Consider the following 25,841-nt stretch of genomic DNA (forward strand, 5'->3'; position numbering starts at 1 on the left):
AACACTCCGTGACTAACTATTTCTCTCTCTATTCGAGAATTCCTGCAATTTTCGACAAAGTTTTTTTAAGTGAGTGGACAAATCTTTCCCTGTCTTTGGAAGTGAAAGCTTTTGGCCCCTTTGAATAGTTCCCTTTACGGCGCTCTTTCGCGGATAAAAATCTCATATGCAGGCTCAGTTCCATTTCACTCTCTTCATACTGTTTTCCACGAGGAGTGAGAACATAAACGTTACGCGATACCAACATACTTGCTAGACCAATATCTTGAGTGACGACTACATCATTCTTTTTGGCATGATTCAAAATATATAGATCTGCAGATTCCTTTTCATCATCCACATGAACCCACGTACCTTCTGTTTTTTTGGTCATGACATGGGAATAAGAAGCAACGTAGCACACATCAATTTTATATGTATGACTAATATTACTTATTTCTTCTTTAACAGGACAAGCATCGGCGTCTACCAAAATAATAGGTTTACGATTATTTTGCATGTTAAATGGTTTCTACATCCCTTCCCAAAAACCTCTTTTTTTCGCTAGTTTTTTTGCGGTTGTCGAACGAAACTATATTAATGCCCTTGACTTATAGCTAGTTTTAGTTTATTCGATAATCAGTCACTCTAAACCTTATCAAGTAATTTTTTATCACAATTTTTTATTATAGTATAAAGTTTATGAAATGACTACTGTTTCGCACCGATAACTACGGATAATAAGTCCAAGAAAAAGAGCCCTTCGAAAAGCGCTCCAATATTTCTATCGTTTATTATATATATTAGCAATCAGGTTGGCCGTTTCCTCCACCGCTTTATTGGTGACGTCGATAACCTCACAACCTATTTTATTTACAACGGATTCGAAAAATGACAATTCTTCCTTAATTCTTTCCAGATTGGCATAAGCAGCTTTATCATTCAGACCTAAGGCTTTCAATCTTTCTTTTCGGATATCATTCAGTTTCTCCGGGCTGATTTTAAGTCCGAAGCATTTTTCGGGATTCACTTTGAATAGTTCTTCCGGTGGATCCACTTCCGGAACAATTGGCACGTTCGCCACTTTCAGACGCTTGTGGGCAAGATATTGGGATAATGGTGTCTTGGACGTTCTTGATACCCCAACCAGCACGATATCCGCTTTGATAATACCCCTAGGATCCCTTCCATCATCGTATTTCACGGCAAACTCGACCGCTTCTATTTTCTTGAAATAATCATCATCCAATTGACGGACGAGGCCAGGTTGGTACTTTGGTTTAACTCCGTACTCCTGTTCCATCAAATCAACTAAAGGTCCAATGATATCATACACTTTGACCCCTTCTTTTTGTGCCATAGACACAAGGTGCTTTCTCATTTCCGGAACAACAAGTGTAAATGCGATGAGAGCATGGTTTAGTTTTGCAATGGATATCACTTCCGTCAATGTAGCGATATCCTCTACATAAGGTATTCTTTTCAGATGGAAGTTTGCTCCATTAAATTGGCTTATTGCCGCTTTTACTGCCAGTTCTGCTGTTTCCCCAACAGAATCAGATACGATATACACGATACGCTTTTCCATGATTTTCCTCCAATCTAGATAATGTCATCGTGTGCTAAGGCAACCAGCACTTTCGTAATATTTGTTTTTGTGATTCTACCGATTACTTCATAGCCTTTGTCCGTTTTCTTGACGACCGGAAGAGCATCTATTTGTTTTTCAATTAGTTTTTGAGCCACATCAATGATGAGGTCCTCTTTGAAACAAAACGTGATATTGGGCATTCTCGTCATGATGATATTGACCGGGATAGATGTAAGCTCCTGTTTCCCGATACTTGCCCGCAACAGATCTTTTCGTGAAAGCACACCTACTATGATAGAGAAATTGTCCACTACAAACAGGGTCCCTACGTCTTCGAGGAACATCGTGCAGATAGCGTCATAGACGGAAACACTTTCAAGTACAACGACCGGTATGGATTGATGATTATGCACCTGAATTTTACTTATTTTATCAGATAATAGTTGCGACCCCGTTTTACCGGTATAGAAGTAGCCCACTCGTGGCCTTGCATCCAAATAACCTGCCATTGTCAAAATCGCAAGATCTGGACGGAGAGTAGCCCTCGTTAGGTTTAATTGATCTGCTATTGCCTCTCCGGTAACCGGTCCTTGTTCTTTTACAATTTGCAAAATAGTTTCTTGCCGTTTATTCAGTTCGATTGTCGTTCACCACCTATTGGGTTATGGAGTGCTGGATACCCTCCGCTTTTCTATTGTCCAGCTCCAGGCACCCAGCGTCTATCAAACTTCCCTCGCCTTCTTACGATAAGCTCAACATCCGAATCGCTATCGCTCTTCCGTGTTTCCTTTATCTCAGACGGCTCAGTCCAGTTTGTACGCCGCTGAACGGGTGCCTTCCGCTTTTCTATTTGTGACATACTGTATATGTAATTGATATATACTAATTATACTGATAAACAGAAGAATTGGAAAGAGGCTGACTAAATATTGTGAGGTAATGCCTTTAGTCAGCCTCTTTCGCGTGTTTAACTATTTTACCATAGGGTTATGGCTTTGTCCTTTTTACTGCTTTACGATAATTCCATTTACATTTCCGAAAATGGAAATGACTTTAGAAAGGTTATCCATCAATGCAAGACGATTTGTTTTAATCGCCTCATCATCTGTCATTACCATAATGTTCTCAAAGAATGTATCAATAGCCGGCTTCAACGAAGCAAGCTCGTCGTAAGCAACTACAAAATCCTGCACTGCAGCCGCCTGTAACACACGTTCCCTTTTGTTATTAAATTGTCTATAAAGCTCTTGCTCTTCCTCTTGTTTTAAAAGCTCTTCCTTCACATCGACAGAGAGTATCGCTTTTTTGGCAATGTTGCAAACACGACTCAACGATTCCATTGTTTCTTTAAAGTCCGCTTCATTCTTTTTCTCATTGAGTGTCTCAGCCTTTTTAACAGTTGAACAGATATTTTCCAATGGCAACTCAAGGGTCGCATCCACGATATCGTAACGTATTCCACGCTCGGATAAATTGTTTTTAAGCCGCAATTTGAAGAATGCTATTAGGTCATCAAGAATTGCTTGTGAGTTCTTTTTCGCAATCCCTTTCTCAGCATAACGCTCAACTACTGACAGAATAAATTCTTCTAGAGAGAGAGTCCACTTTTTATTGAGGATTGTTTGAATGATTCCGGATGCCTGGCGTCTTAATGCATAAGGATCCTGTGAACCTGTAGGAATTACACCGATTGCAAAGAATCCGACGATAGTATCCATTTTTTCTGCGATGCCAAGGATCGCTCCAACATCAGAAGCTGGTGTCTGGTCTTCGGCAGAACGCGGCATATAGTGTTCATTAATAGCCTTCGCAACTATTGGACTTTCCCCTTTCGCCACTGCATATTTTTCACCCATAACCCCTTGCAGTTCCGGGAATTCATAGACCATGTGCGACACAAGGTCAAATTTATAGATAGAAGCTGCACGCTTCACGTGGTCCACTGTTACACTGTCCACATTCAAAAGCTCTGCTAGACCTGTTGCAATGGTTTGGACACGCCTTACTTTATCACCGGTTGTCCCGATCTCTTCATGGAACACGATTTTATCCAACTTTTTAATAGCATCTTCAATTACAAGTTTTTCATCTTCTTTGGAAAAGAATGCGGCATCCGATAGTCTTGCACGCAAAACTTTTTCATTCCCTCTCGCAACAATATCAAGGTTCTCATGATTTCCATTACGAACCGTTACGAAATAAGGTAGAAGTGTTCCATCTTCGCTTTTAACTGGAAAATAACGCTGATGCTCTTTCATAGACGTAATCAGTACTTCTTCAGGCAGGGACAGGTATTCCGACTCGAAAGTCCCAAACAACGCAGTAGGATATTCCACAAGATTGTTTACTTCTTCAAGAAGGTCTTCCTCTACAGGAATGTTCCAGCCATTTTCTTCTCCGATGATGGACAACTGTTTCCTGATTGCTTCTTTTCTTTCTACAGCATTGACGATTACATAGTTAGAAAGCATCGCTTCCACGTAACTTCCAGCATCCTTCAGTTCTACCTGACTTCCGAGGAAACGGTGTCCGGATGACACACGGTCTGATTTCACTTTTGCAATTTCAACGGGAATTACTTCTTCACCAAATAAAGCAATCAACCATTTTATTGGACGCACATACCTGAGATCCTCATCACCCCAACGCATGTTTTTAGGGAAGTGCAGACTTGTTGCAACAGAAGCTAAGGAGCTAAGGAGTTCTTTTGTGTCTTTTCCTTCTACGTGCTTTTGTACATGTACATATTCTACACCGTTAATCTCTTTAAAATATATATCATCTACCGTCAGGCCTTGGCCTCTGGTAAAGCCTTGAGCTGCTTTCGACCATTCGCCTTCCGCTGTTAAAGCGACCTTCTTGGCTGGCCCTTTCGCTTCCAAGGTAACGTCCTCTTGCTTTTCCACAAGGCCATCTACCACCACTGCAAGTCTTCTAGGAGTAGAATACGCATGAATGTTTTCGTAAGAAAGCTGGTTTGTATCAAGCCAGCTTTTCACTTTATCCTGAAGCTGGTTCATGGAATCCGTTACAAACCGCGCCGGCATCTCTTCTAATCCGATTTCAAATAAAAAATCTCTCTTATTCATGGGTACTCTCCTCCTTTTTCAAAATAGGGAAACCTAGCTTTTCTCTTTCCTCATAGAAGGTTCTTGCCACTTTACGAGCCAGGTTTCTGACCCTACCGATATAACCAGTTCTCTCTGTAACGGAAATGGCACCGCGTGCGTCCAACTGATTGAACGTATGAGAGCATTTAAGTACATAATCATAGGCAGGGTGAACCAGTCCGTAATCCATCTGACGGTGCGCCTCTTTCTCATAGATATCAAATAAAGAGAATAGCATATCAGGATCAGATGTTTCAAATGTATATTTGGAATGCTCGTATTCCGGCTGCAAGAAGATATCACGAACTGTGAATCCTTCCGTCCATTCTAGGTCAAATACATTTTCCTTATCCTGGATGTAGGAAGCGAGACGCTCAATTCCGTATGTGATTTCTACAGAAACTGGTTTACACTCGATTCCGCCAACCTGTTGGAAGTAGGTGAATTGGGTAATTTCCATTCCATCCAACCAAACCTCCCAACCGAGTCCTGCTGCGCCAAGGGTTGGCGCTTCCCAGTTGTCTTCAACAAATCGGATATCGTGTTTCAGGGGATCGATTCCTAGCTTCTTTAATGATTCGAGATAAAGCTCCTGGATGTTGTCGGGTGACGGCTTCATGATGACTTGGAATTGGTGATGCTGGTATAGACGGTTCGGGTTTTCCCCGTAACGGCCGTCGACTGGTCTTCTGGATGGTTCCACGTATGCGACATTCCATGGCTCAGGGCCGATGCTTCTTAGGAATGTATAGGGGCTCATTGTTCCTGCGCCTTTTTCTACGTCGTATGCTTGCATAAGGATGCAGCCTTGTTCTGACCAGTGGTTTTGCAGGGTCAGGATCATGTTTTGGATGTTCATTTTGACACCTTCCTATCTTTTCTTATTGGTTGCTGATGAAAACTCCTGTTAATTTCCGTTCCAGGTGTTCGCTTTCCGCGGGACGGAGCTTGAGCCTCCTCACTTCGTTGCGGGGTCTCAACCAACCGTTACTCCCCCGCTGGAGTCTCACACCTTGCACTCCAATTAATAGGGAAACATAATCAACATTCAGAAAATCAATACCTCAATTACAATTCGTTGGCTTTAGGACAAAAAAGGAGAACCTCTTGTCTCTATGCCAACAGTTGTTGTCAGCATAGGGACGAGAGGTTCTCCCGCGGTTCCACCCTATTTGTAAAAGGATTAACGACCCCTTTTACCACTTTATCCGTATCGCTCCAGAACGCCTTCCTTATCTCTTGATTCCCTAGCTCACACCACCCTAGGTTCGCTTAAATCGAGTTTGATAAGTACTATTTTCCTTCAACGCAATCTTAATGAATGTAATTGGATAATAAATGATTTCTTTTGTAAAGTCAATCAGGTTTAGACTTTTTTTCAGGAAGAGTCGCTTTTAATGAACCAATTTGTTTAAGAAAGCGTTTGGATTTTAACATTATCCCTGAATAAGCTTCATAATATTCATCTATGATAAAACGAAGTTCTTTTCTTGTCTCTTCTTTTAATGATAGGTTACCGATTCGATTCAAATCATAATAATAAAACGTACGTAACAGTCTCAAAGTTGCTGGTGATACTTTGATAAGATACGGGTCCTTATGGAAGCATCTGTTGCAAAGGAAACCGCCTTCTTTTATGGAAAAGGCAAAGGTCCCTTCCGTTGCTCCGCAAGATGCACAACGACTAAGTTCTGGTGTTATTCCGATTACATCGCACATCTTCATTTCAAAGATGAATGTCAATATCTCAGCATCAATGCCTTCGTTGATATAATGCAACACCAGATATAGCAGTTCATAAAGGGCTGGATTACGTTTCCCTTCATCAGTTGTCTTGTCCATCATTTCCACGATAAACGAGGCATAGGCTGTGAGGAAGATATCCTCTCTGATAGATCTCATGGATTCCATGATTTCGCCTTGTTGGAGACTTCCAAGACCTGTCCCCCTTTGGAAGACAAAGGTTGCATGAGAAAACAGTTGGGAGACAGCGGTAAAGCGGCTGCTTGGTTTGTTCGCCCCCCTGGCCATCACCCCCACCTTCCCAAGCTCTTTTGAATAGATCGTAACAATTTTATTATTTTCTCCATAGGCATTCGTTCGAATGACAATACCTTCACATTTATGTAGCAAATCGTACACCGTCCATTTTTATCAGGCTTTTACATCATTGTAAAGTCTGCAAAATAAAAAGGCAATCCGCAACATCCATGTGTGCAAATTGCCTTAACTATTTGATCATCTGTCATTATGAAATTGGTAAGTCATGATTTGCCAGCTCTTCTGTCTGTTCGGGTATATCGCCATTCTCTTTCTCAAGCTCTTTAAAAAGAAGATAGGTATCAATATTACCTGTTTCCTTAAAGACCTTCCAGGTAAAATCCAACATTGTAAACCCCACCCTTTCTGTAGTAAAGACCAGCATGCTTATTCCAATTCCTATATGACTATGATGACCTCAGAAGGGTCAAAACATGTTAGATAAATATTGTAAATTTCCTGTTATGATTTGACTGCGTCCGCTCGTCTTCCCAATTAATATTCGTTTTCATTAAAACCAAAATCCCTAAGCTGCGACTGCTTATTACGCCAATCTTTCTGAACTTTTACCCACAGTTCGAGAAATACTTTGGAGCCTAGTAATGCTTCAATGTCCACTCTGGCTTTTTGTCCCACTTCTTTCAGGACTTTTCCTTGCTTGCCTATGACTATACCCTTTTGAGAATCACGCTCTACTACAACGGTGGCTTGAATATCAACCATGTCCTTGTTTTCCCGTTTTTTCATCGAGTCGATTGCCACAGCAATGGAGTGCGGTACTTCTTCTCTTGTCAGATGCAGCACTTTCTCTCTGATAAGTTCTGCAACGATGAAACGTTCCGGATGGTCTGTCACTTGATCTGCAGGGTAATACTGTGGTCCTTCCGGGAGGAATTTCTTTATCTGGTCCAGCAGAACTTCAATGTTGTTACCTTGCAAAGCCGAAATGGGTACTATTTCTTTGAATGGAAATAAAGCTTTATAAATATCCATTAATGGGAGGAGTTCATCCGGATGGACTTCATCAATTTTGTTAATTACCAAATAGACTGGAGTTGAAGTTTCCTTTAGCTTCTCGATGATAAATTCATCGCCTTTTCCTAAGCCCTCTTTCGCATTGATCATGAATAGGACAAGATCAACCTCTTTTAACGTGTTTTGCGCCACCTTCATCATAAAGTCGCCAAGCTTATGCTTCGGCTTATGAATGCCTGGTGTGTCAATGAATACAATTTGAGCGTCATCTTGTGTATATACACCCTGAATTTTATTACGAGTCGTTTGTGGCTTGTCACTCATTATCGCAATTTTTTGGCCGATTACTCTATTTAGAAAGGTGGATTTCCCAACATTCGGCCTGCCAATGATGGAGACAAACCCTGATTTATAGTTTGTAGTTGAATTGTTATGCATCTAAATCCTCCGGTGAAAAGGCTCCTGGTAGCAATTCTCCCACTGTCAATTCCTGTATATCACCGTGAAGGTTCGTCAGGATCACTTTCATTTCAGGTGCACATAGCTCCGAGATGACTTGACGGCAAGCACCACAAGGTGGAACAGGTCGTTTTGTATCGGCTACAACAGCAATGGCATCATATTCCCTCATGCCATCTGAATACGCCTTGAACAGCGCTGTTCTCTCTGCGCAGTTACACATACTATATGCAGCGTTTTCAATGTTGCATCCGCGATAGACCTTTCCGTCTTTTCCTAATAATGCTGCTCCTACTTTAAATTTTGAGTAGGGCACATATGCCATTTCTCTTGCTGCTTTTGCTTCTTCGATTAAAGCTTCGATGTTCACAGTTGTTTCTTCCTTTCTTCTGTAAGCTTCAGGTACGCGTTACTTATATTTTACCTTAAATTCCATTGTAAATCACCCTTAAATTAAACAAAAATATAAAAAATTTTAAATTTTCAATTTATTTAAAGGTGGACCATTATATAAGGGCCAAATAAGATTACACCAATTATAACAGAGATACAAGCAAAAACTAAGGCAGCAGAAGCCGCCACATCTTTCGCCGTTTTCGCAAGCGGATGGAACTCCTCCGTAACAAGATCCACCACGTTCTCAATCGCTGTATTAATGATTTCAATCACAAACATCCCACCGATTACCAGGAAGAGAACGAGCCACTCCACCTTGGTAATATCAAAATATATGGACAAAGCAATCATCATCACAGCTGTAAACAAGTGAAATTTAATGTTTCTTTCTGTTCGAAGTACAAATAGCAATCCTTCAAAAGCATAGGAAAAACTGCGAGTGAAGGAACCTCGGTATCCCTTATTGTTACGATCGCGAGAGTCCATATGCATCCAAAATTTCCTTTTGTTTATCAAACATCACTTTTTCATCCGTTTCGTTTTCATGGTCATATCCTAGCAGATGCAATAGTCCATGAAGTGCAAGAAATCCAAGTTCCCGCTTAACAGAATGTCCGTATTCTTCGGCTTGTACTTCCGCTCTTTGAATAGAAATGATGATATCGCCGAGCATCCGTGGCGCTTCCTCATCATAATGAATTTCTATTTCACCCTCGCCCATTTCCTCCATGGGGAAAGAAATGACATCTGTAGGGCGGTCCTTTTCGCGGTATTCTCGGTTGATTTCCTGGATTTTCTCATCATCCACAAAGGTTACAGACAATTCAGCCCCTGATTGAATCGATTCTTTATCAGCAGCAAAGATCAGTAAGTCTTTGATATCCTTCCATTGCTCATCAGTCAGTCTTGAAGTTTCATCTAGCATATCAATTTCCATCATGATTCTTCGTCTCCTTTCGGGTACTCGATTCTTGAGTGAAATATTCCTTGTAACGTTTCACAGAAGGATCGGCCGATTTCCTCGAGCTCTTTAAATGTCAAAGCGCAATCACTAAACTGGCCATCCTGGAGTCGGTCTTTGATAATAGCTTTTACAATACTCTCAATTTTATCGGGAGTAGGGTTATTCAATGACCTTACCGCTGCTTCAATGCTATCGGCAGTCCCCACTATCGCCGCCTCCTTGGTGGAAGCTTTCGGCCCAGGATATCGGTACTCCTCTTCCGGGGTTTGTTCATTCTGTTCTTTCGCTTTAAAATAAAAGAATTTCAACAGTGATGTTCCATGATGTTGGGCTGCAATGTCCACAATTTCTTTTGGCATATTATGATCACGTAGAATTTGAGCCCCGTCCGTAGCATGGGCGACAATGATATTCCTGCTCGTCTGAGGAGGAAGCTTGTCATGGGGGTTGGATCTCCCCATCTGGTTTTCTATGAAATAATGCGGCCTTTTTGTTTTGCCTATATCATGATAATAAGAAGCCACCCTAGCAAGCAATCCGTTTGCGCCCACGGCTTCACAGGCCGATTCGGACAGATTTGCCACCATTACGCTATGATGGTACGTACCCGGCGTTTCCATCAGGATTTTCCTTAATAAAGGATGGTTCGGATTGGAAAGCTCCAACAATTTCATCGTAGAAAGCATTCCGAATCCCACCTCGAAGAATGGTAAAATCCCGATGGTAAGAACAGCTGATACGACTCCGGAGCCTATAGCCATGGTTCCGTTGATCCCAAGCTCCAACAGTTCCGTCATTCCAGATAGATCCCTGTTTGTGAGAAGAACCATCGCAATGACCGTTACCACGTTAATAAAGGACACAAATAGACCCGTCTGGAGAATGGTAAGACGCCTGTTATGTTGATTCAAAAAAAGAACAGATGCCACTGCGGAGATTATAAGGTAGGAACCTACCGTATAGTTCATCGCCCCAGGTACCATATTAAAAATGAAGCTCCCGCATATTCCGAAAATAATACTGGAAATTATTGCGATACGGTCATTTATCAACATTTTTATTAGCATGGCTCCCATTGCAACTGGTGCAATATAGCCTATTTCAGTCGTATTCAACGTTTGGAAGAAACTGAAGATTTTCAACAAAATCAGCGTGATGGAAAATATCAATAGATACATGGTCAAATACGTATTTTTGCTATGAATGGTCGTATCGATGTTTTTAAACAAATAAATCAGTGCACAAATCATTAATCCGATAATAATTAATAATCCCATAAATGGAGCAATACTGTTCGATTGGTCAACAAATCCCGCGACAGTAAGAAGTCTATATACATCACGATCTATAAATTGACCTGCCTTCACTAACGTATCTCCTTGTGAAATTCTTACAGGTTCAACGGAATCAATTGCCTGTTGCCTCTTTTCCTGTGTTTGAGCTGAATCATAGATGACATTGTGCACGACAGAAAGGCTGGAAAGATTAATAATTACACTTGGAACATTGCCAGATACGGAAAGTTCGGTTCTCGCACTGTTTCTTGCCTCAGTCAGATTTTCAGGTGTATGTATATCTCTGGACATAGCATTATTGATGGCAGTCACAGCTGCATTTTTGTATCTGATCAGATCGGTTTCCTTAGAAGCGAGTAAAAACAATAAGGCTTCATCATCGAGTTCTTCGTTCCATTGTTCAGGAACCTGTCCGTCAAGAGACGTCTCTAGTAGCTCCAGTTTCTCTGTATCTGTAAGCTGAACAGGTTCTGGCTCTTCTTGGGTCGCAGAAGCATCTCCCTCTTCTTCAGAAGGAGGGGTGGATGGTACTGGTGCCTTCTCTAGTTCTGCCACCTGTTTCTTGGTATCTATCAATACGTCAAAGAAGTTCTCTACCCTAGCAACCTGCTGATAAGCTTGATCTTTGTCTCGGTTGTACTGGTCAGGGATTTTATCTTCTGCTTCTTTTCTAAGGGCTTCTGTCGCTTCCCTGTCCTCGAAGCTATGTGGTGCCACAATCGTCTTTTCTGCATTGGTAAACAGCTGTACATTTATTTTCTCCGGTTTCACGTTACTGAACATGGTTCCGAACATGATAAGCCCTAATAACATGTAGATGATGACATGGTAAAACTTAAAGGTCCTCAAGTGCTGAAAAGAAATTCTCCGACGGTTCGATTTCTTTTTCACTTTTTTTATCCCCTTCCATAAACGACGCGCTTTAAAAATAGGATTTGATAAGATTAATAGATACTACAGCTGGTGATTGGAGCACGGGGCGGTGACTCCTACGGGAGGTAGCACTTAGCGGAGACCCCGCAGGCGAAGCCGAGACCACTGAAAAAGTACTGAATTTTAGTTCTTGAGTAAACACCGCTGTTGATTTCCGCGGGGCGACCTTGAGCCTCCTCGGGCTACGCCCTGCGGGGTCTCAAGATTGTCGCTACTCCCCTGCAGGACAAGGAAGGCTACGGCAGCGATACATCGCACGCAGAAAATGCTCGCATTTTTAAGGATTCTACGCTATTTGCTCCAATCCACAGCTAGAAACCATTAAAAACAATTCGTTTTCATTTTTTCAGTGCCCTCAGGCTTGTTGAGGAGGCTCCGCAAGTGCCCCGTGGAAAGCGAAGCCCAGTGCGTAAACCAACAGCGGCGTTAAACATAACCTAAAAATTCTATCCGCTACACGCGAAAGAGCCCCATTAAAGGGGCCTTATTTTGATTCCAACTTATCATATGCTTCAATAATTCGAGCAACCAATGGGTGACGAACAACATCAGACTGTTCCAATTCAATAAACTGGATACCTGACGTGTTCTTTAGTATATCTCTTACAACCCTAAGTCCAGACTTCATTCCTTTAGGAAGATCCACTTGAGAGATATCTCCCGTAATGACCATTTTGGAACCGAAGCCAAGTCTTGTAAGGAACATTTTCATCTGGGCTGCAGTAGTGTTCTGCGCTTCATCCAGTATGACAAATGCATCATCAAGTGTCCGGCCCCTCATATATGCCAAAGGAGCGATTTCGATTGTTCCTCTTTCAATCAGTCTTTGTGTGTGCTCAGAACCAAAGACATCGTGCAGAGCATCATATAACGGTCGCAAGTATGGATCAACTTTCTCCTTCAGATCTCCCGGAAGGAATCCTAAGCTCTCTCCTGCTTCCACCGCAGGGCGCGTCAGGATGATCCGCTTCACTTGTCCATTTTTCAATGCAGTAACTGCCATCACGACAGCCAGGTAGGTTTTCCCTGTTCCCGCTGGACCAATACCGAATACAAGATCTTTTTTACGGATGGCTGCTACATACTGTCTTTGTCCCAAAGTTTTTACGCGAATGGATTTTCCCTTTACATTCTTGGTCAATTCTTCATCATAAAGCTCCAAGAATGAGTCCATTTTGCCCTCTTTTGCAAGCTGTATGGCGTAAATAACATCCCTCTCACTGATGGAAACACCCTTACGGATAACCAGCAGCAGATTTTGAATTACGGTGTCCACTAGCTCCACCTGATTGGCATCACCTGAAACATTTACTGTTTCACCGCGTGTAACAATGGATACATTCAACTCTTCTTCAATTCTCTTCAGATTTATATCCTGATTCCCGAAAAGAGCAATTGCTTCGTTTGGATTATTTAGTTGTTGGTTCATCATCACTAGTTCTTCTGACATTCATTAGTCTCCTTGAATAATTGGTTCGATTTTTACAATATTTTCAATGACTTGGTAATGTATATCTACACTTACTTTACCATTCTCCTTATGAGTGCGCAAAACTTTTTCACCTTTTATCTCTGCTTCTTCATCCAAATCGGAAAGAACCTGATCTCTTCCGATTTTAAGTGCCTGCTCGATTACTTCCTCATCATCATAGATTCTCTCAACGATTTCCTGTTCATGTACAGTATTCCCTACATATGAAAAGGGGAGCTTCCATTTCCAGAAATAGAAAGGGCGTTCCGCATCGTATTCTTCCTGCCGTTCAAATTCTGGTGTAAAGAATCCCCATACCGGCACCTTCAGACTGCCTACTTTAACATAGTGCCTATTGTATGCTTCTCCAGTTAAAACGGGGAGTTTCGTCTTAATTGGCACATCCACTTTCGTCAAATACCACGTTTCCCCCAGCACCTCTCCAACTGCTGCAATGGATCTTTTGTTATCTTCTTTTCCAATCAATCCGGACACAAGTACCTGCCCCTTCTCAACATAATCATCCACCTGTACCATTGATTGTCCTTTTTCAACATAGATTTTTGCTATCATTGCCTTTTTCTTTGCAACAAGGCTTCTAGGGTTTAATGTTTCAATTTTTTCTGGTTCATTTTTTTCTACCACTTCAAAATGATAGGATGTCCCATTCAGAACCACGCCTATCCAAGTAATTTCACTTATTGTGTCCGTTAAAGAGCGTTGAATACTCTCGACATCTTGAATAAAAAATTGAAACTTTCCCTTTTTCAAGCCAAGCTTGTCCAGCTCCTGCATAATCTTATGCTCCGTAGCAGGTTCTGCACCCTTGATTTCAATACTCCAAACCATATTTGATAACAAAAAGACAGTAATGAAGCAAACGATAACCCCGACAATCAAGCCACTATTTTTGAGTGAATACTGCGTCAGGAAAGGAAGGCCTTTTCGTGTCAGAAACCTGAATTTACAATCCTGCTTCTTAATAAGTGACCTCAGCTTCCTTACATCTTTTAAGAGGACATGGCAGGTATAAGCCTCTTGTCCCATTTTTTTCACATTCCATATCTGTATCCCGCTCCGAGTTAAATCATTGAGAAACCTTTCCACTCCCTTGCCATGAATAATTATTTTAACGGTTCCTGAAAAAAAGTTCATCCATTGATTTTTCATGTGTATCCTCCTAAATTATTCTTCCAAATACATCACTTGACTGATTTTCCCTTCCAACAGGATCTCTTCTGGTAGGATGGTTCTGATCACAAAGGAATCTCCCTTGACCAGAAGCTGTCCCTGTTTAAGCAACAACCGGATTTCCGTATCGCTGAACGTTATTAAACCCCGGTGATTTTCAATATATATATGTAATTGTCCTATCATCGTTATTCGTGGCAGATCCATCATGACATCTGCGGGTAATTCCATATTGTTGGTGATCCAATTGTTCATTCGAGAACGAAACTTTTTCAGCATGGAAAAACCCCCTTTCCTTTCATATGTATGAAGGGAGAAGCGGGTTTAATACAGAATTTTTCGGGTGTTAATGGTGTTAGGAGTTATATTGCGAATGGTGGTGTTGATTAAAAATGTGGGTAGTCCGTTGTTCGGATTGGACTCAACTCAAAAGAAAACCCCCTGTATGAAGTATCCTTCATTTACAGGGGGTTAACTGTTTATTTTCTTTTTGAGAAATGTTCTGTATAAACAGGACGATGAGGATTTCTGGAACGTGGCTGGCCTAATATCTCAGACCACATCACACCTTCCACCACACGGTTCGGTTTAATACGATATCGGGAATTTACAACTTTCCCTTCTGAAAGTTGAAGCTCCTGTTTTAAGATAGGACTGTCCTTCGAGATTTCCTGACCTTTGATGGACAGTTCTCTCACCTCTTGGGAAACCTTCTCTCTTATCGGGGTAACTTTCTCTTTATTCTTTTCCATCTTTTCGAGGTAAGGGTTCACTTTTTCTCGAACTTTCTGTTCCAGTTCTTCAAGCTTCCCTTCCCCGTAAATATCTATATCCCAATCAAAACGAGGCTTTTCTTCCCGCTGAGGGGTCGAGGCGCTTTCGCGTCTGTAATCCTCATAGTCATCTTGCCTTCTTTGGGATGCCTGCGTAGCAGCCTGTTGGCGCTGTTGGCGCTGCTGTTGCTGACGATTTTGTTGCTGTTGCTGTTGTTCCTCTCCTTTTTTACCTCTAAACAAGCTTGAGATAATACCAAGAAGCACAATCAACAGCCAGGGAGCATTCTGAAATATTTCAAAAATAGCTTCCAATTGAACATCATCCTCCCTTCCTTAAAGGAGTTGCAGGAAAAGCCATGTCACTCTTCCCGCTTTATCATCTAACTTATTTCTCTCCGTCTTCCGGCTGATCTGTAAGCTTACCAATAGAGTCTCTCATATCAGTATCAGCTGTAATGTTTTGAATGTTCATGTAGTCCATTACACCAATGTTGCCAGAACGTAATGCTTCTGCCATTGCAAGTGGAACTTCCGCTTCCGCTTCCACAACTTTCGCACGCATTTCTTCTACGCGAGCGCGCATTTCTTGCTCTTGCGCAACGGCCATTGCACGGCGTTCTTCCGCTTTCGCTTGTGCAATTTTCTTATCTGCTTCTGCTTGGTCCGTTTGAAGTTCTGCACCTATGTTTTTACCGATATCAATATCCGCAATATCAATAGATAAGATTTCAAATGCAGTACCTGCGTCCAAACCTTTGGAAAGTACTGTTTGAGAAATCAAATCAGGATTTTCCAATACCTTTTTATGTCCAGTTGCAGAACCGATTGTACTTACGATACCCTCACCAACACGGGCGATTACTGTATCCTCACCAGCTCCACCGACTAAACGCTCGATGTTCGCACGAACTGTAATACGAGCTTTTGCTTTCACTTCAATTCCGTCCATCGCAACACCAGCGATGAATGGAGTTTCAATTACTTTCGGGTTAACGGACATTTGCACCGCTTCTAAAACGTCACGACCTGCTAAATCAATTGCAGCAGCACGCTCAAATGTTAATTCAATGTTCGCACGTTGAGCTGCGATAAGTGCATTTACCACACGGTCAACATTACCACCAGCTAAGTAGTGACTTTCTAATTGGTTCGTTGTAACATCTACCCCTGCTTTATGAGCTTTAATTAATGGGTTTATTACACGACTTGGGATAACCCTTCTTAATCTCATCCCTACCAGCGTGAAAATACTAACTCTTACACCTGCTGCTAATGCAGAAATCCACAGCATTACCGGGACAAATGTAAGTAAAACAGATAAAAAGATGATTCCCAGTACAACAGCTAACAATATTATTAATACACTTGGATCCATATTCTAATTCCTCCTAAATATTATTCAACAGAATGGATTTCCCGTACAACAATGCGAGATCCTTCCGCTTTTACAATCCTCACTCGTTTATCCGAGCCAATAAAATTCCCCTCTGTGACAACGTCGATTCGCTCTTCGTTGATAACAGCGGTTCCTGCAGGCCGTAATGGAGTTAATGTAACCCCTTCCTGGCCTACCAATTCAATTCTTGATACATTTGATACATAACCCTGCTCAGTATTGGTTGAATCCCGAAGTACTATCCGGTCGAACAACCGAATTTTCTTACCAAATACCGTAAAGAGTAATACCATTGCAATTATAGTTACCAACATAGCAATCAATAAGGATAACCCCATTCCTGCAATATCATCTGTTGCTAAAAAGAAGCTTGTAATTACTGCGCCCAGTCCGATAACACCAAGTATCCCACCAGGCACGAAGAGCTCCAGAACAATTAATACCACACCTACTACAAAAAGGATAATTGTTTCCATTCCAGCAAGACCAGCTACCATATGGCCGTAAAAGAACAATAACAATGCGCTGATTCCCATTGCACCAGGAATTCCAAAGCCTGGGGAGTACAATTCAAGTACTAAACCGAGAGAACCGATGGATAATAAGATTGGAACAACAATAGGATCAGTCAAGAATCGTGCTATCTTCTCTGCGAATGTCACTTCAGCAGTAACAACTTCTGCATCCTCATAACCTAAATTGACGAGCAGCTCATCCAGACTGGAAACTGTTCCTTCTGAATATTCAACTTCCAAAGCATTTTTGGGACCTAATGTAAGCAAAGAGCCTTTTGCAGCCCCTACTTCCGGCAGGTCAATCTCTTTATCCGCCATAGCCAATGCGTATTTCGGATCACGATCATTTGACTCGGCAGCATTTTTCATTTCATTAAGCCAATATGACTGTGCTTTATCCTCGGCAGCATTGCCATCTCCTGTAATGACTGCAGCTGCACCCATGCTTGCATTTGGAGTCATATAAATTTCATCTGCATATAAGGCTAAATATGCTCCTGCAGATAAAGCCCGATTGTTCACAAAGGCGACTGTGGGTATGGAAGTGCCTTGAAAACTGTCTGCAATTTCACTCGCTGCATCTACAGCCCCACCAGGTGTATTGATATCAAAGACTATTAGGTCGGCCCCCGATTTCTCTGCAGTTTCGATGGACCTATTGATAAATGCAAGCAACCCCTTCTCCACCGTACCATTCACCGGTATCACGTGTACCAGCTTATCTGCACTGCTTGTGTGGGCTGGAAAAAGCGGTAAAGCGGATAAAATAAGTGCAAGCACAAAAGCGCTAACATAACTAATACGAAGAACTTTTTTCATCATGTCCTCCTCTCCAGAAACCTTTTCATTTTATTTTCACCCTAACCAGTATGTAATACGCATAGAAAACCACAAAGTTTCATTGCTGCAGATTTTTTTATGAAATAAAAACTGAATGTGGCGGTTATGTGAACAACCAATAAGAAAGGGATTTTTATTCAGGAGATTGATAAACCCGTGCAGTAAGTCAGACTATATAACATCATATTGGCGGACTTGTCTATCACAGCTTAAAAAATAGCACCTTACATGGGTAAGGTGCTATTTTGGGTTTTTATGAAAGATGTTGTTGTACAAGTTTGTTAACAAGGCTACCGTCCGCTTTGCCTTTAACTTTAGGCATTAGTGCTCCCATTACTTTACCCATGTCAGCTTTCGAAGTAGCATTCACATCCGCAATCGTCTGTTGGACGATGGCAGACAGTTCCTCTTCAGATAACTGCTCAGGCATATAATGTTCAACTATTGCAATTTCACCCTGTAATTTATGAACCAAGTCTTCACGACCGGCTTTATCAAATTCTTGGAGGGAGTCTTTACGTTGCTTTAATTCACGAGACAATACGGTAAGTTCTTCCTCCTCGGATAAGTCTCTGCCGTGCTTGATCGATTCATTTTGAATCGAAGACTTAACCATTCGGAGTACGGAAAGCTTCTCTTTGTCCTTATCCTTCATAGCTTGCTTAATATCGGTATTTAAACGCTCGAGAAGACTCATTCTTACACCCTCTTGTTAAAATTTACGCTTTCTAGCAGCCTCAGACTTTTTCTTTCGTTTTACGCTTGGCTTATCATAGAATTCACGCTTTCTTGCTTCTTGCAACGTCCCAGTCTTTGAAACTGTACGTTTGAAACGGCGAAGAGCATCTTCAAGCGATTCGTTTTTACGAACAACTGTTTTTGACATTCTAATTCCCTCCCTCCAGAACAACCACTAACATTTTCAGAAAATACATGATCCCATAAATGCAAAAAAGCATGTATAGAACATGTACTTACCAATTATAATATATTCACTATTGCTGGTCAACAATTATAAGGAAATGCTTTAAAACAATCTGGACTAACTATTATTCCGATATAAGTTTAATACCTTGGAATCCTTGTCTGCCAACATATATTGGGACCTCCCCAAATAAAGAGGGATCGAGAGCTTACCCCAATCTGGCAGGCCGTTTTCAGCAAATAGCTCTTTTTCTTTATAGAATCCAGTCATCTCCCCTACAAACCAGTCATGGTCCCCGTACGTCCGCTGGTCCATCACTTTGCATTCATAGGCAATGTAAGCCTCTTTGAGAATTGGCGCAAAAACTGTTCTACCTTGGTCATATTCAATGTTCAGTTCTTCAAATTTATTATGCGTTTTTCCGGTAATCATGCCGGACTGCTGTATGTAATGGGCGAATTTTTCTGGCACGAAATTTATCGCAAATTCTTTTGAGTTTTCCATTAAATGATGAGTGTACCTTTCCTTCGCTATTGCAACCCCATAGATCGGAGGTTCATATGAAATATAGCTGTGCCAGCCGGCAGCCATGATGTTCTGTTCTCCGTTCCACTTTGCTGTCACCAGGGCAACCATACCCGGATAGCTGTGCATGACTGTATTGGTCGTCCATTCCCGCACTTCCTCACTCCCCTTTTCTTGTCATTCTTGTCCACCACTCGCCATATATTGAAAGTGAGGTGATGGGCTTGTTTTCTATTATAACGTTATTATCTGTTTATTTAGCGATTTTTTTAATTGGAATGACCGTTATGCGTTCCGGTCTCTTGCAATTATCCGAAGAGAGGACAAAAGGGTATCTGACCAAATTTACGGACCTCCCTTGGAAAGGTTTGGTGATTGGGATAATGATTACCGGCCTATTGCAAAGCAGTTCTGCTGTCATGGTCATCACCGTCGGGTTGGTGGCGGCAGGTTATCTGACCTTTTACCAATCAATCGGCATCATGCTTGGCAGTAATATTGGATCGACATTTATTACAGAGCTTATCACCATAGATATATCACAGTTGATTTTTCCGATGTTGATCATAGGTTTTCTTTTCTTGTTTTCCAAAAAAAAATTGCCCTTCAGTTTCGGGTCGACTCTGTTCGGTCTTGGATGCTTATTTGTCGCAATGAATGGATTTGAATCGCTCGCTGTTCCACTTGCCGGTTTCCCGAAAGTTCAGGACATGCTTGCAATGACAAATGATCACCACCTGTTTGGTGTTGGAATCGGGACACTCCTTACTGCCATCATTCAATCGAGCTCTGCCACAACCGGAATCAGCATGAGCTTTTTGAGTAATGGTCTATTGTCCCTTCCTGCAGGAATCGCGATTATGCTAGGTTCGAACATCGGGACATGCGTTACTGCCTACTTGGCAAGTCTTGGTTCCATACGGGAAGCCAAGTTAACTGCTTATGCGCATATATGGTTGAATGTTATAGGGGTGGCGGTTTTCTTCCCTTTGATTCCATGGTTAGGTAGTTTGGTGGCGATGCTTGCTTCGAGTGCCGATGTCCAGTTAGCCCATTCGAGCTTGATATTTAATGTGATAAGTTCAGCGGCGGCTTTGCCGTTTGTACGACCTTTTGCGAGGTTTGTGGAAAAGTTGCATGGGTGATTTTCTTGGACCAAAAACAAAACACTCTCTAAAGCAAAAATGCCTAGAGAGTGTTTTTCTATTTCACCTTAATAATCTGTATCAGCCGTTAAACCTTTTACGATAGCAATACCGGAACTAGCTCCTATACGTGTTGCGCCTGCTGCGATCATTTCTTCCGCACCTTTTGCATCACGAACTCCACCAGAAGCTTTCACTCCAATTTCAGGTCCTACTGTTTTTCTCATCAGTGTGATGTCAGCAACTGTTGCTCCACCTGTAGAGAAACCAGTGGATGTTTTCACGTAGTCCGTTCCAGCTTTTACAGCCAATTTACATGCTCTTACTTTTTCTTCGTTTGTAAGTAGGCAGCTTTCAATGATTACTTTTGTCAGAGCGCGACCTTTTGCAGCTTCTACCACTGCACGGATGTCTCTTTCTACTAACTCATCGTCACCGTCTTTTAGTGCACTAATGTTGATAACCATGTCCACTTCAGTTGCACCGTTTTCGATAGCGTTAGTTGTTTCAAACGCTTTCACTTCAGGAGTGTTTGCTCCAAGAGGGAATCCAATTACAGTACACACCTTCACGTTGCTACCTTCTAAAAGCTCTGCAGATGTTTTCACCCAAGTCGGGTTAACACAGACAGATGCAAAGTTATATTCTCTCGCTTCTTGGCAAAGTACTTCTATTTGTTCTTTTTTTGTATCGGCTTTCAATAATGTATGATCAATCATTTCTCCAATATTTGTATGCATGTTCATACTCCTTTCAAGTTAAGAGGTCTGACCTCTAACATCATAACATGGTTCATAAATTTTAGCGAGTACAATGTTAGTATTGCCCTCAACTTTTTCTTCACGACAAAAAAGTGACCCCATAAAAATGGAATCACTCTCATTATTTTCTTAGGCTCTTTTCTCAAAGGTTGTTGCTATTCGCATGTTACGAAAACAGCCTTTTCTTATGAACTTAACCTAACATCTTCTTTTTCCAACCGTGTTGCATCTTCTAGCACGCGAACAAATTGCCCTTCGTTGTAAGGATAACCGGCTTTAGTGATTTTTACCTTCACAAGCTTACCGACCATCTCTTCCGTTGCAGGAAAAACGACTTTCAAGTAGTTGTCTGTGTAACCAACATAAAGTCCTTGATCTGGTGCATCTTTAAAGATTTCTTCCGGAATGACTTCCAATACTTCGTTTTCAAAAAGGGAAGCATATTCTTTTGCCAGTTGATTGGAAAGTTCAATCAGGCGGTGAACACGCTCATTTTTCACTTCTTCGTCTACTTGATCGGTCATTCTTGCTGCCGGTGTACCTGTACGTTTGGAGTACGGGAATACATGCAATTCGGAAAATTTTTGTTCTTTGATGAAATTATATGTTTCCATGAACTCTTCTTCAGTTTCCCCCGGGAATCCGACAATAACATCTGATGTAATCGCAAGACCAGGTAACGCTTCTTTTAATCGCTCCAGGCGCTCTGCGAAGAATTCCATCGTGTATTTACGACGCATTCTTTTCAAAACAGTATTGGAAGCGGATTGAATCGGAATATGCAAGTGACGGACTATTTTATCGGAATTGTTTAGCACTTCAATTACTTCGTCCGTAATCTGACTTGCTTCAATGGAAGAAATACGTATGCGCTTTAAGCCCACGACTTTTTCATCCAGCTCACGAAGCAGCATTGCAAAGTTGTAGTCCTTCATGTCCTCTCCATAACCACCAGTGTGTATTCCGGTCAGGACGATTTCCTTGTAACCTGCGTCAACCAATTGCTGCGCTTGTGTGACAACCTCTTGAGGGTCACGTGAACGCATAAGACCGCGAGCCCAAGGGATGATACAGAACGTACAGAAGTTGTTACAGCCCTCTTGGATTTTCAGGGAAGCACGAGTTCTGTCAGTGAATGCAGGTACGTCCAACTCTTCATATACACGTGCCTTCATGATGTTGCCGACGCCATTGATTGGCTGGCGTTCCTGTTTGAACTGCTCGATATAATCAAGCATTTTCACACGGTCTTGTGTTCCAACGACCACATCCACTCCAGGAATCGCCATGATTTCTGCAGGTGATGTTTGTGCGTAACAGCCTGTAACACAGATAACGGCATCCGGGTTTTTACGGATTGCACGACGGATTACTTGACGGCTCTTTTTATCCCCGGTATTGGTGACGGTACAGGTATTGATGACATACACATCTGCCGTACCTTCAAATTCAGTACGTTCATAATTATTTGCTTTGAAAAGCTGCCAAATAGCTTCTGTTTCATAATGGTTCACTTTACACCCTAGTGTGTGAAAGGCAACAGTTGACATGTTTTCCACCTCACATTAATTCAAAATGATACGAAATCGCAGCAAGCGCATAAAGCGGTGCCGTTTCCGTTCTTAAAATTCTTGGTCCAAGCGCACAAGGAACAAAATCATGTTCCACCAGTTTTGCGATTTCTTTTTCGGTGAGGCCCCCTTCAGGACCGAATACACATAGAATCGATTCACCGTGTTTCATGTTTTGAAGGGTTGTCGCAAATCCTGCCCGTTCCCCTTCCTTTGCACTCTCTTCATAGGCAACAATTTTATACGTATAATCTTTGCTTTTATCTAAAAGATTGGCTAATGATGCAGGCTCCTCCACTTTGGGAACCATAGAACGGTGTGATTGCTCTGCTGCTTCCTTGGCAATCTTGTTCCAGCGCTCCACTTTCTTTTTGCCTTTCTTTTCATCCAATTTGACAATCGAACGAGCAGCATTAAAAGGGATAAACGACTCTGCTCCGAGTTCTGTACCCTTTTGTATTACTAGTTCCAATTTATCCCCTTTAGGCAACCCGTTCGCAATGGTGACACGAACCGGAATTTCTGTTTCAGCCTTTTTCCATTCTACAATATGCGTAACCACCATATCATTGGTAATTTCAGCAATTTGGCAAAGGGCTGTCTGCTTCGTTTCCGAACAGCTGCATAAAAGTTGATCGTCCACGTTCATCCTCATAACCCGTACTATATGATGAACATCATCACCAGTAATTGTAATGGAGGTTTCATCTATTTGATTGGAGTCGATAAAATAACGTTGCACGATCATCACGCTCGCTTATTCTTCTTTTTTGGCAATAAAAGCCACCCAGTCTTCCATCATCATGGTTTCTTCAATTTTAAAACCTGATTTGATAAGGGCGTCTTTCACTTCTTGTTTTTTCATGCTAATAATGCCTGAGGAAATGAATGTTCCGCCGTTTTCCAATACGCGGTACACATCATCTGTAAAGCGGACAATCACTTCCGCCAAAATGTTTGCCACGACAACATTCACCGGACCTTCGACATTTTTCAAAAGGTTATTCTGTTTTACAGAGACGGTAGAATGCACCTTGTTCAGCTTAATGTTCAGTTTCGCTGAATCCACTGCCACTTCATCCAAATCAAGGGCGAGAACTTCCTCTGCACCCATCATCGCTGCAGCAATACTTAACACACCTGAACCCGTGCCTACATCAATCACTTTATCCTGAGTCTTGACTGTTCTCTCGATTGCTTGGATACAGAGTACTGTAGTGGGGTGTGTTCCTGTCCCGAAAGCCATTCCCGGGTCAAGCTCGATGATTTTCTCGTCGGAGCTTACAGGTTCATATGTCTCCCATGTAGGTACGATGGTGAACTTCTCGGAAATTTTCACGGGATTATAGTATTTTTTCCAGGCAGTCGCCCACTCTTCTTCGTTCACTTCACTGATGGAAATATTGTTTAATCCAAGGTCAATATCATAGACCAAAAGGTTATTTATCGCATCTTTTATTCCTTCTACTGTTTCGCCTAAAAAGCTATTAACAGGAAGGTATGCTTTCATCACGACACCCTCATCAGGGTAATCATCTGGATTGAGTTGGTATATTTCTCCGAATTGATCTTCTCTTTCTTTTGTGAGTTCAAATGGGTCCTCAATAACCACTCCACTGGCGCCTGCCTCGTGAAGAATGTGTGATATCGGTTCCACCGCCTCATTTGTTGTATGGATACTAATCTCTGACCATTTCACATATACCAACTCCAATCCTAGCTTATTGAAAGCTATTGATACTTGTTTTATTCACCTTTTAGGACACGCTTTACTTTAGAGAAGAAACTGTCTTCTTGTTCATCAGGGGCTTGACCACTTGTTTCAGCAAATTCCCGGATCAATTGTTTTTGTTTTTCCGACAGTTTCGTTGGAGTGATTACTCTGATCTTAATATGCTGATCACCTTGACCATAACCACGAACATTTGCAATTCCCTTGCCTTTTAGTCGGAAGTTTGTGCCTGTCTGGGTTCCAGCCGGCACCTTAAGCTTCACTTTTCCCTGTAATGTAGGCACTTCTACCTCATCACCAAGTGCAGCTTGAGCAAAGGTGATTGGCATTTCGCAGTACACATCATCCCCATCGCGCTCGAAGAATTCGTGTCTGCGGACATGGAAGACTACATACAAGTCGCCAGCCGGTCCACCGTTGACGCCTGCCTCACCTTTTCCTGCCACTCGTAGTTGTTGGCCTTCATCCACACCTGCAGGGATATTCACTTTAATAGTATTGCGTTTCTTCACACGGCCTGCACCATGACATGTCGTACATTTATTAGGGATGGATTTCCCGGAACCATTACATTTAGAGCAGGTTCTTCTGTTGACAATTCGTCCGAATGGCGTGTTCTGTTCCACGCTTTCCTGACCGGATCCACGACATTGAGAACAGGTTTCCACTTTTGTACCAGGCTTTGCACCTGTTCCTGAACATGTGTTACACGTTTCTTCTAAAGGGATTTCAACGGTTGTTTCTTTCCCGAATGCTGCGTCTTCAAAAGATAGAGTCATTGTGTATTGAAGATCTGCTCCTTGTCTTGGTGCATTTGGATCACGGCGTCTTCTTCCGCCACCTTGACCACCAAAGAACGTTTCAAAGATATCTTCAAACCCAAAGCCACCGCCAAAGTCAGCTCCGCCACCGAAGCCTTGGTTAGGATCAGTGTGCCCGAATTGGTCATAGTGTGCTTTCTTTTGATCGTCACTTAGAATTTCATAAGCTTCTTTGATTTCTTTAAATTTGTCCGCTGCATCTGCTTCTTTATTGATGTCCGGATGGTATTGTTTCGATAGCTTTCTGTAAGCCTTCTTTATTTCTTCTTTCGACGCGCTTTTACTGACGCCAAGCACTTCATAGTAATCGCGTTTACTCATTAAATACCCACTCCCGTTTCATTCACATAAAGGTTATTGTATCACCTGAAAGAGGGAAAAAGCAATAAAAGTTATATGCTTAAACCCTGCGTCTGGTTAACTCCTTGGT

At 41.9% G+C, this 25,841-nt stretch carries 27 protein-coding genes and 1 other annotated feature; of the genes, 1 reads left to right on the top strand and 26 read right to left on the bottom strand.

What is annotated here, in order from left to right; translation table 11 throughout:
- Positions 1 to 28 precede the first annotated feature (28 nt).
- The 21 genes from AB685_RS04860 to AB685_RS04955 all read right to left on the bottom strand — a co-directional run bounded on the left by AB685_RS04860 (position 29) and on the right by AB685_RS04955 (position 19,537).
- The gene (locus tag AB685_RS04860; RefSeq protein WP_047969365.1) at positions 29 to 499 is read right to left on the bottom strand and encodes a YaiI/YqxD family protein; all 471 of its coding nucleotides are present in this window, start codon (positions 497 to 499) and stop codon (positions 29 to 31) included.
- 264 nt (positions 500 to 763) lie between these two features.
- Positions 764 to 1,567, bottom strand: coding sequence for a pyruvate, water dikinase regulatory protein (locus AB685_RS04865; RefSeq protein WP_047969366.1), 804 nt, complete (start codon positions 1,565 to 1,567; stop codon positions 764 to 766).
- A gap of 14 nt (positions 1,568 to 1,581) precedes the next feature.
- Positions 1,582 to 2,211 (bottom strand): helix-turn-helix transcriptional regulator, encoded by a 630-nt coding sequence (locus AB685_RS04870; RefSeq protein ID WP_082153500.1) that lies wholly within the window; start codon positions 2,209 to 2,211, stop codon positions 1,582 to 1,584.
- Between the two features lie 363 nt (positions 2,212 to 2,574).
- Positions 2,575 to 4,659 (bottom strand): glycine--tRNA ligase subunit beta, encoded by a 2,085-nt coding sequence (gene glyS / locus AB685_RS04875; protein ID WP_047969368.1) that lies wholly within the window; start codon positions 4,657 to 4,659, stop codon positions 2,575 to 2,577.
- Complete coding sequence (gene glyQ / locus AB685_RS04880) at positions 4,652 to 5,539, bottom strand: glycine--tRNA ligase subunit alpha (protein WP_047969369.1); 888 nt, start codon at positions 5,537 to 5,539, stop codon at positions 4,652 to 4,654. Before glyQ ends, glyS begins: the two co-directional genes overlap by 8 nt.
- A gap of 276 nt (positions 5,540 to 5,815) precedes the next feature.
- Positions 5,816 to 5,996: a binding site (T-box leader), on the bottom strand.
- A 40-nt stretch (positions 5,997 to 6,036) separates the two neighbouring features.
- Positions 6,037 to 6,813, bottom strand: a complete 777-nt coding sequence (gene recO / locus AB685_RS04885; protein ID WP_047969370.1) for a DNA repair protein RecO — start codon at positions 6,811 to 6,813, stop codon at positions 6,037 to 6,039.
- Positions 6,814 to 6,928: 115 nt separating this feature from the next.
- Positions 6,929 to 7,069 (bottom strand): YqzL family protein, encoded by a 141-nt coding sequence (locus tag AB685_RS30145; protein ID WP_082153501.1) that lies wholly within the window; start codon positions 7,067 to 7,069, stop codon positions 6,929 to 6,931.
- A 146-nt stretch (positions 7,070 to 7,215) separates the two neighbouring features.
- Complete coding sequence (era, locus tag AB685_RS04890) at positions 7,216 to 8,133, bottom strand: GTPase Era (RefSeq protein ID WP_047969371.1); 918 nt, start codon at positions 8,131 to 8,133, stop codon at positions 7,216 to 7,218.
- Positions 8,126 to 8,524: a cytidine deaminase gene (locus AB685_RS04895; RefSeq protein ID WP_082153502.1), complete on the bottom strand. Its 399-nt coding sequence runs from the start codon at positions 8,522 to 8,524 to the stop codon at positions 8,126 to 8,128. The genes era and AB685_RS04895 overlap by 8 nt, the downstream gene beginning before the upstream one ends.
- A 122-nt stretch (positions 8,525 to 8,646) precedes the next feature.
- Positions 8,647 to 9,042, bottom strand: coding sequence for a diacylglycerol kinase family protein (locus AB685_RS04900; protein ID WP_082153503.1), 396 nt, complete (start codon positions 9,040 to 9,042; stop codon positions 8,647 to 8,649).
- Positions 9,017 to 9,490: an rRNA maturation RNase YbeY gene (gene ybeY, locus AB685_RS04905; protein WP_277814269.1), complete on the bottom strand. Its 474-nt coding sequence runs from the start codon at positions 9,488 to 9,490 to the stop codon at positions 9,017 to 9,019. Before ybeY ends, AB685_RS04900 begins: the two co-directional genes overlap by 26 nt.
- The gene (locus tag AB685_RS04910) at positions 9,487 to 11,700 is read right to left on the bottom strand and encodes an HD family phosphohydrolase (RefSeq protein ID WP_053073726.1); all 2,214 of its coding nucleotides are present in this window, start codon (positions 11,698 to 11,700) and stop codon (positions 9,487 to 9,489) included. The genes ybeY and AB685_RS04910 overlap by 4 nt, the downstream gene beginning before the upstream one ends.
- Before the next feature lie 526 nt (positions 11,701 to 12,226).
- Entirely contained in the window at positions 12,227 to 13,192 is a 966-nt protein-coding gene (locus tag AB685_RS04915) for a PhoH family protein (protein WP_047969373.1), read from the bottom strand.
- Between the two features lie 3 nt (positions 13,193 to 13,195).
- On the bottom strand, positions 13,196 to 14,383 hold the full coding sequence (gene yqfD, locus AB685_RS04920) for a sporulation protein YqfD (protein ID WP_047969374.1): 1,188 nt from the start codon (positions 14,381 to 14,383) through the stop codon (positions 13,196 to 13,198).
- A 15-nt stretch (positions 14,384 to 14,398) separates the two neighbouring features.
- Positions 14,399 to 14,683, bottom strand: a complete 285-nt coding sequence (gene yqfC / locus AB685_RS04925) for a sporulation protein YqfC (RefSeq protein ID WP_047969375.1) — start codon at positions 14,681 to 14,683, stop codon at positions 14,399 to 14,401.
- Between the two features lie 200 nt (positions 14,684 to 14,883).
- Positions 14,884 to 15,492 (bottom strand): hypothetical protein, encoded by a 609-nt coding sequence (locus tag AB685_RS04930; protein ID WP_047969376.1) that lies wholly within the window; start codon positions 15,490 to 15,492, stop codon positions 14,884 to 14,886.
- A gap of 73 nt (positions 15,493 to 15,565) precedes the next feature.
- Positions 15,566 to 16,555, bottom strand: a complete 990-nt coding sequence (gene floA / locus AB685_RS04935; protein WP_047969377.1) for a flotillin-like protein FloA — start codon at positions 16,553 to 16,555, stop codon at positions 15,566 to 15,568.
- A gap of 20 nt (positions 16,556 to 16,575) precedes the next feature.
- Entirely contained in the window at positions 16,576 to 17,910 is a 1,335-nt protein-coding gene (locus tag AB685_RS04940) for a nodulation protein NfeD (RefSeq protein ID WP_128755813.1), read from the bottom strand.
- Between the two features lie 274 nt (positions 17,911 to 18,184).
- The gene (locus tag AB685_RS04945) at positions 18,185 to 18,628 is read right to left on the bottom strand and encodes a GatB/YqeY domain-containing protein (RefSeq protein WP_047969379.1); all 444 of its coding nucleotides are present in this window, start codon (positions 18,626 to 18,628) and stop codon (positions 18,185 to 18,187) included.
- 15 nt (positions 18,629 to 18,643) lie between these two features.
- Positions 18,644 to 18,817, bottom strand: a complete 174-nt coding sequence (rpsU, locus tag AB685_RS04950) for a 30S ribosomal protein S21 (RefSeq protein WP_047969380.1) — start codon at positions 18,815 to 18,817, stop codon at positions 18,644 to 18,646.
- Between the two features lie 156 nt (positions 18,818 to 18,973).
- Entirely contained in the window at positions 18,974 to 19,537 is a 564-nt protein-coding gene (locus AB685_RS04955; protein WP_047969381.1) for a flavin reductase family protein, read from the bottom strand.
- Between the two features lie 62 nt (positions 19,538 to 19,599).
- Between AB685_RS04955 and AB685_RS04960 the strand changes: the two genes are divergently transcribed.
- Positions 19,600 to 20,526, top strand: a complete 927-nt coding sequence (locus AB685_RS04960; protein WP_047969382.1) for a Na/Pi symporter — start codon at positions 19,600 to 19,602, stop codon at positions 20,524 to 20,526.
- 68 nt (positions 20,527 to 20,594) lie between these two features.
- Here the strand turns inward: AB685_RS04960 and deoC are convergent, their stop codons facing one another.
- From deoC to dnaJ, 5 genes are all read right to left on the bottom strand, one after another.
- Positions 20,595 to 21,266, bottom strand: coding sequence for a deoxyribose-phosphate aldolase (gene deoC / locus AB685_RS04965; RefSeq protein WP_047969383.1), 672 nt, complete (start codon positions 21,264 to 21,266; stop codon positions 20,595 to 20,597).
- A 206-nt stretch (positions 21,267 to 21,472) separates the two neighbouring features.
- Positions 21,473 to 22,837, bottom strand: a complete 1,365-nt coding sequence (gene mtaB / locus AB685_RS04970) for a tRNA (N(6)-L-threonylcarbamoyladenosine(37)-C(2))-methylthiotransferase MtaB (RefSeq protein WP_047969384.1) — start codon at positions 22,835 to 22,837, stop codon at positions 21,473 to 21,475.
- A gap of 10 nt (positions 22,838 to 22,847) precedes the next feature.
- Entirely contained in the window at positions 22,848 to 23,600 is a 753-nt protein-coding gene (locus AB685_RS04975; RefSeq protein ID WP_047969760.1) for a 16S rRNA (uracil(1498)-N(3))-methyltransferase, read from the bottom strand.
- A 15-nt stretch (positions 23,601 to 23,615) separates the two neighbouring features.
- Positions 23,616 to 24,557 carry a 50S ribosomal protein L11 methyltransferase gene (gene prmA, locus AB685_RS04980; protein WP_047969385.1) on the bottom strand — a complete coding sequence of 314 codons (942 nt, stop codon included), beginning with the start codon at positions 24,555 to 24,557 and terminating at the stop codon, positions 23,616 to 23,618.
- Between the two features lie 47 nt (positions 24,558 to 24,604).
- Positions 24,605 to 25,732 (bottom strand): molecular chaperone DnaJ, encoded by a 1,128-nt coding sequence (gene dnaJ / locus AB685_RS04985; protein ID WP_047969386.1) that lies wholly within the window; start codon positions 25,730 to 25,732, stop codon positions 24,605 to 24,607.
- Positions 25,733 to 25,841: the final 109 nt, after the last annotated feature.

It is taken from the genome of Bacillus sp. LL01, from assembly GCF_001037965.1.

Excerpts from the sequence above, each read along its gene's own strand:
- AB685_RS04960 (WP_047969382.1), top strand. The coding sequence starts at position 19,600 with ATGGGCTTGTTTTCTATTATAACGTTATTATCTGTTTATTTAGCGATT.
- AB685_RS30145 (WP_082153501.1), bottom strand. The coding sequence starts at position 7,069 with ATGTTGGATTTTACCTGGAAGGTCTTTAAGGAAACAGGTAATATTGAT.
- AB685_RS04940 (WP_128755813.1), bottom strand. The coding sequence starts at position 17,910 with ATGAAAAAAGTTCTTCGTATTAGTTATGTTAGCGCTTTTGTGCTTGCA.
- yqfD (WP_047969374.1), bottom strand. The coding sequence starts at position 14,383 with ATGAAAAATCAATGGATGAACTTTTTTTCAGGAACCGTTAAAATAATT.
- glyQ (WP_047969369.1), bottom strand. The coding sequence starts at position 5,539 with ATGAACATCCAAAACATGATCCTGACCCTGCAAAACCACTGGTCAGAA.
- yqfC (WP_047969375.1), bottom strand. The coding sequence starts at position 14,683 with ATGCTGAAAAAGTTTCGTTCTCGAATGAACAATTGGATCACCAACAAT.
- glyS (WP_047969368.1), bottom strand. The coding sequence starts at position 4,659 with ATGAATAAGAGAGATTTTTTATTTGAAATCGGATTAGAAGAGATGCCG.
- era (WP_047969371.1), bottom strand. The coding sequence starts at position 8,133 with ATGCATAACAATTCAACTACAAACTATAAATCAGGGTTTGTCTCCATC.
- AB685_RS04915 (WP_047969373.1), bottom strand. The coding sequence starts at position 13,192 with ATGTCAGAAGAACTAGTGATGATGAACCAACAACTAAATAATCCAAAC.
- rpsU (WP_047969380.1), bottom strand. The coding sequence starts at position 18,817 with ATGTCAAAAACAGTTGTTCGTAAAAACGAATCGCTTGAAGATGCTCTT.
- AB685_RS04860 (WP_047969365.1), bottom strand. The coding sequence starts at position 499 with ATGCAAAATAATCGTAAACCTATTATTTTGGTAGACGCCGATGCTTGT.
- mtaB (WP_047969384.1), bottom strand. The coding sequence starts at position 22,837 with ATGTCAACTGTTGCCTTTCACACACTAGGGTGTAAAGTGAACCATTAT.
- floA (WP_047969377.1), bottom strand. The coding sequence starts at position 16,555 with ATGGATCCAAGTGTATTAATAATATTGTTAGCTGTTGTACTGGGAATC.
- AB685_RS04900 (WP_082153503.1), bottom strand. The coding sequence starts at position 9,042 with ATGCATATGGACTCTCGCGATCGTAACAATAAGGGATACCGAGGTTCC.
- ybeY (WP_277814269.1), bottom strand. The coding sequence starts at position 9,490 with ATGATGGAAATTGATATGCTAGATGAAACTTCAAGACTGACTGATGAG.
- AB685_RS04945 (WP_047969379.1), bottom strand. The coding sequence starts at position 18,628 with ATGAGTCTTCTCGAGCGTTTAAATACCGATATTAAGCAAGCTATGAAG.
- AB685_RS04865 (WP_047969366.1), bottom strand. The coding sequence starts at position 1,567 with ATGGAAAAGCGTATCGTGTATATCGTATCTGATTCTGTTGGGGAAACA.
- deoC (WP_047969383.1), bottom strand. The coding sequence starts at position 21,266 with ATGCATACAAATATTGGAGAAATGATTGATCATACATTATTGAAAGCC.
- dnaJ (WP_047969386.1), bottom strand. The coding sequence starts at position 25,732 with ATGAGTAAACGCGATTACTATGAAGTGCTTGGCGTCAGTAAAAGCGCG.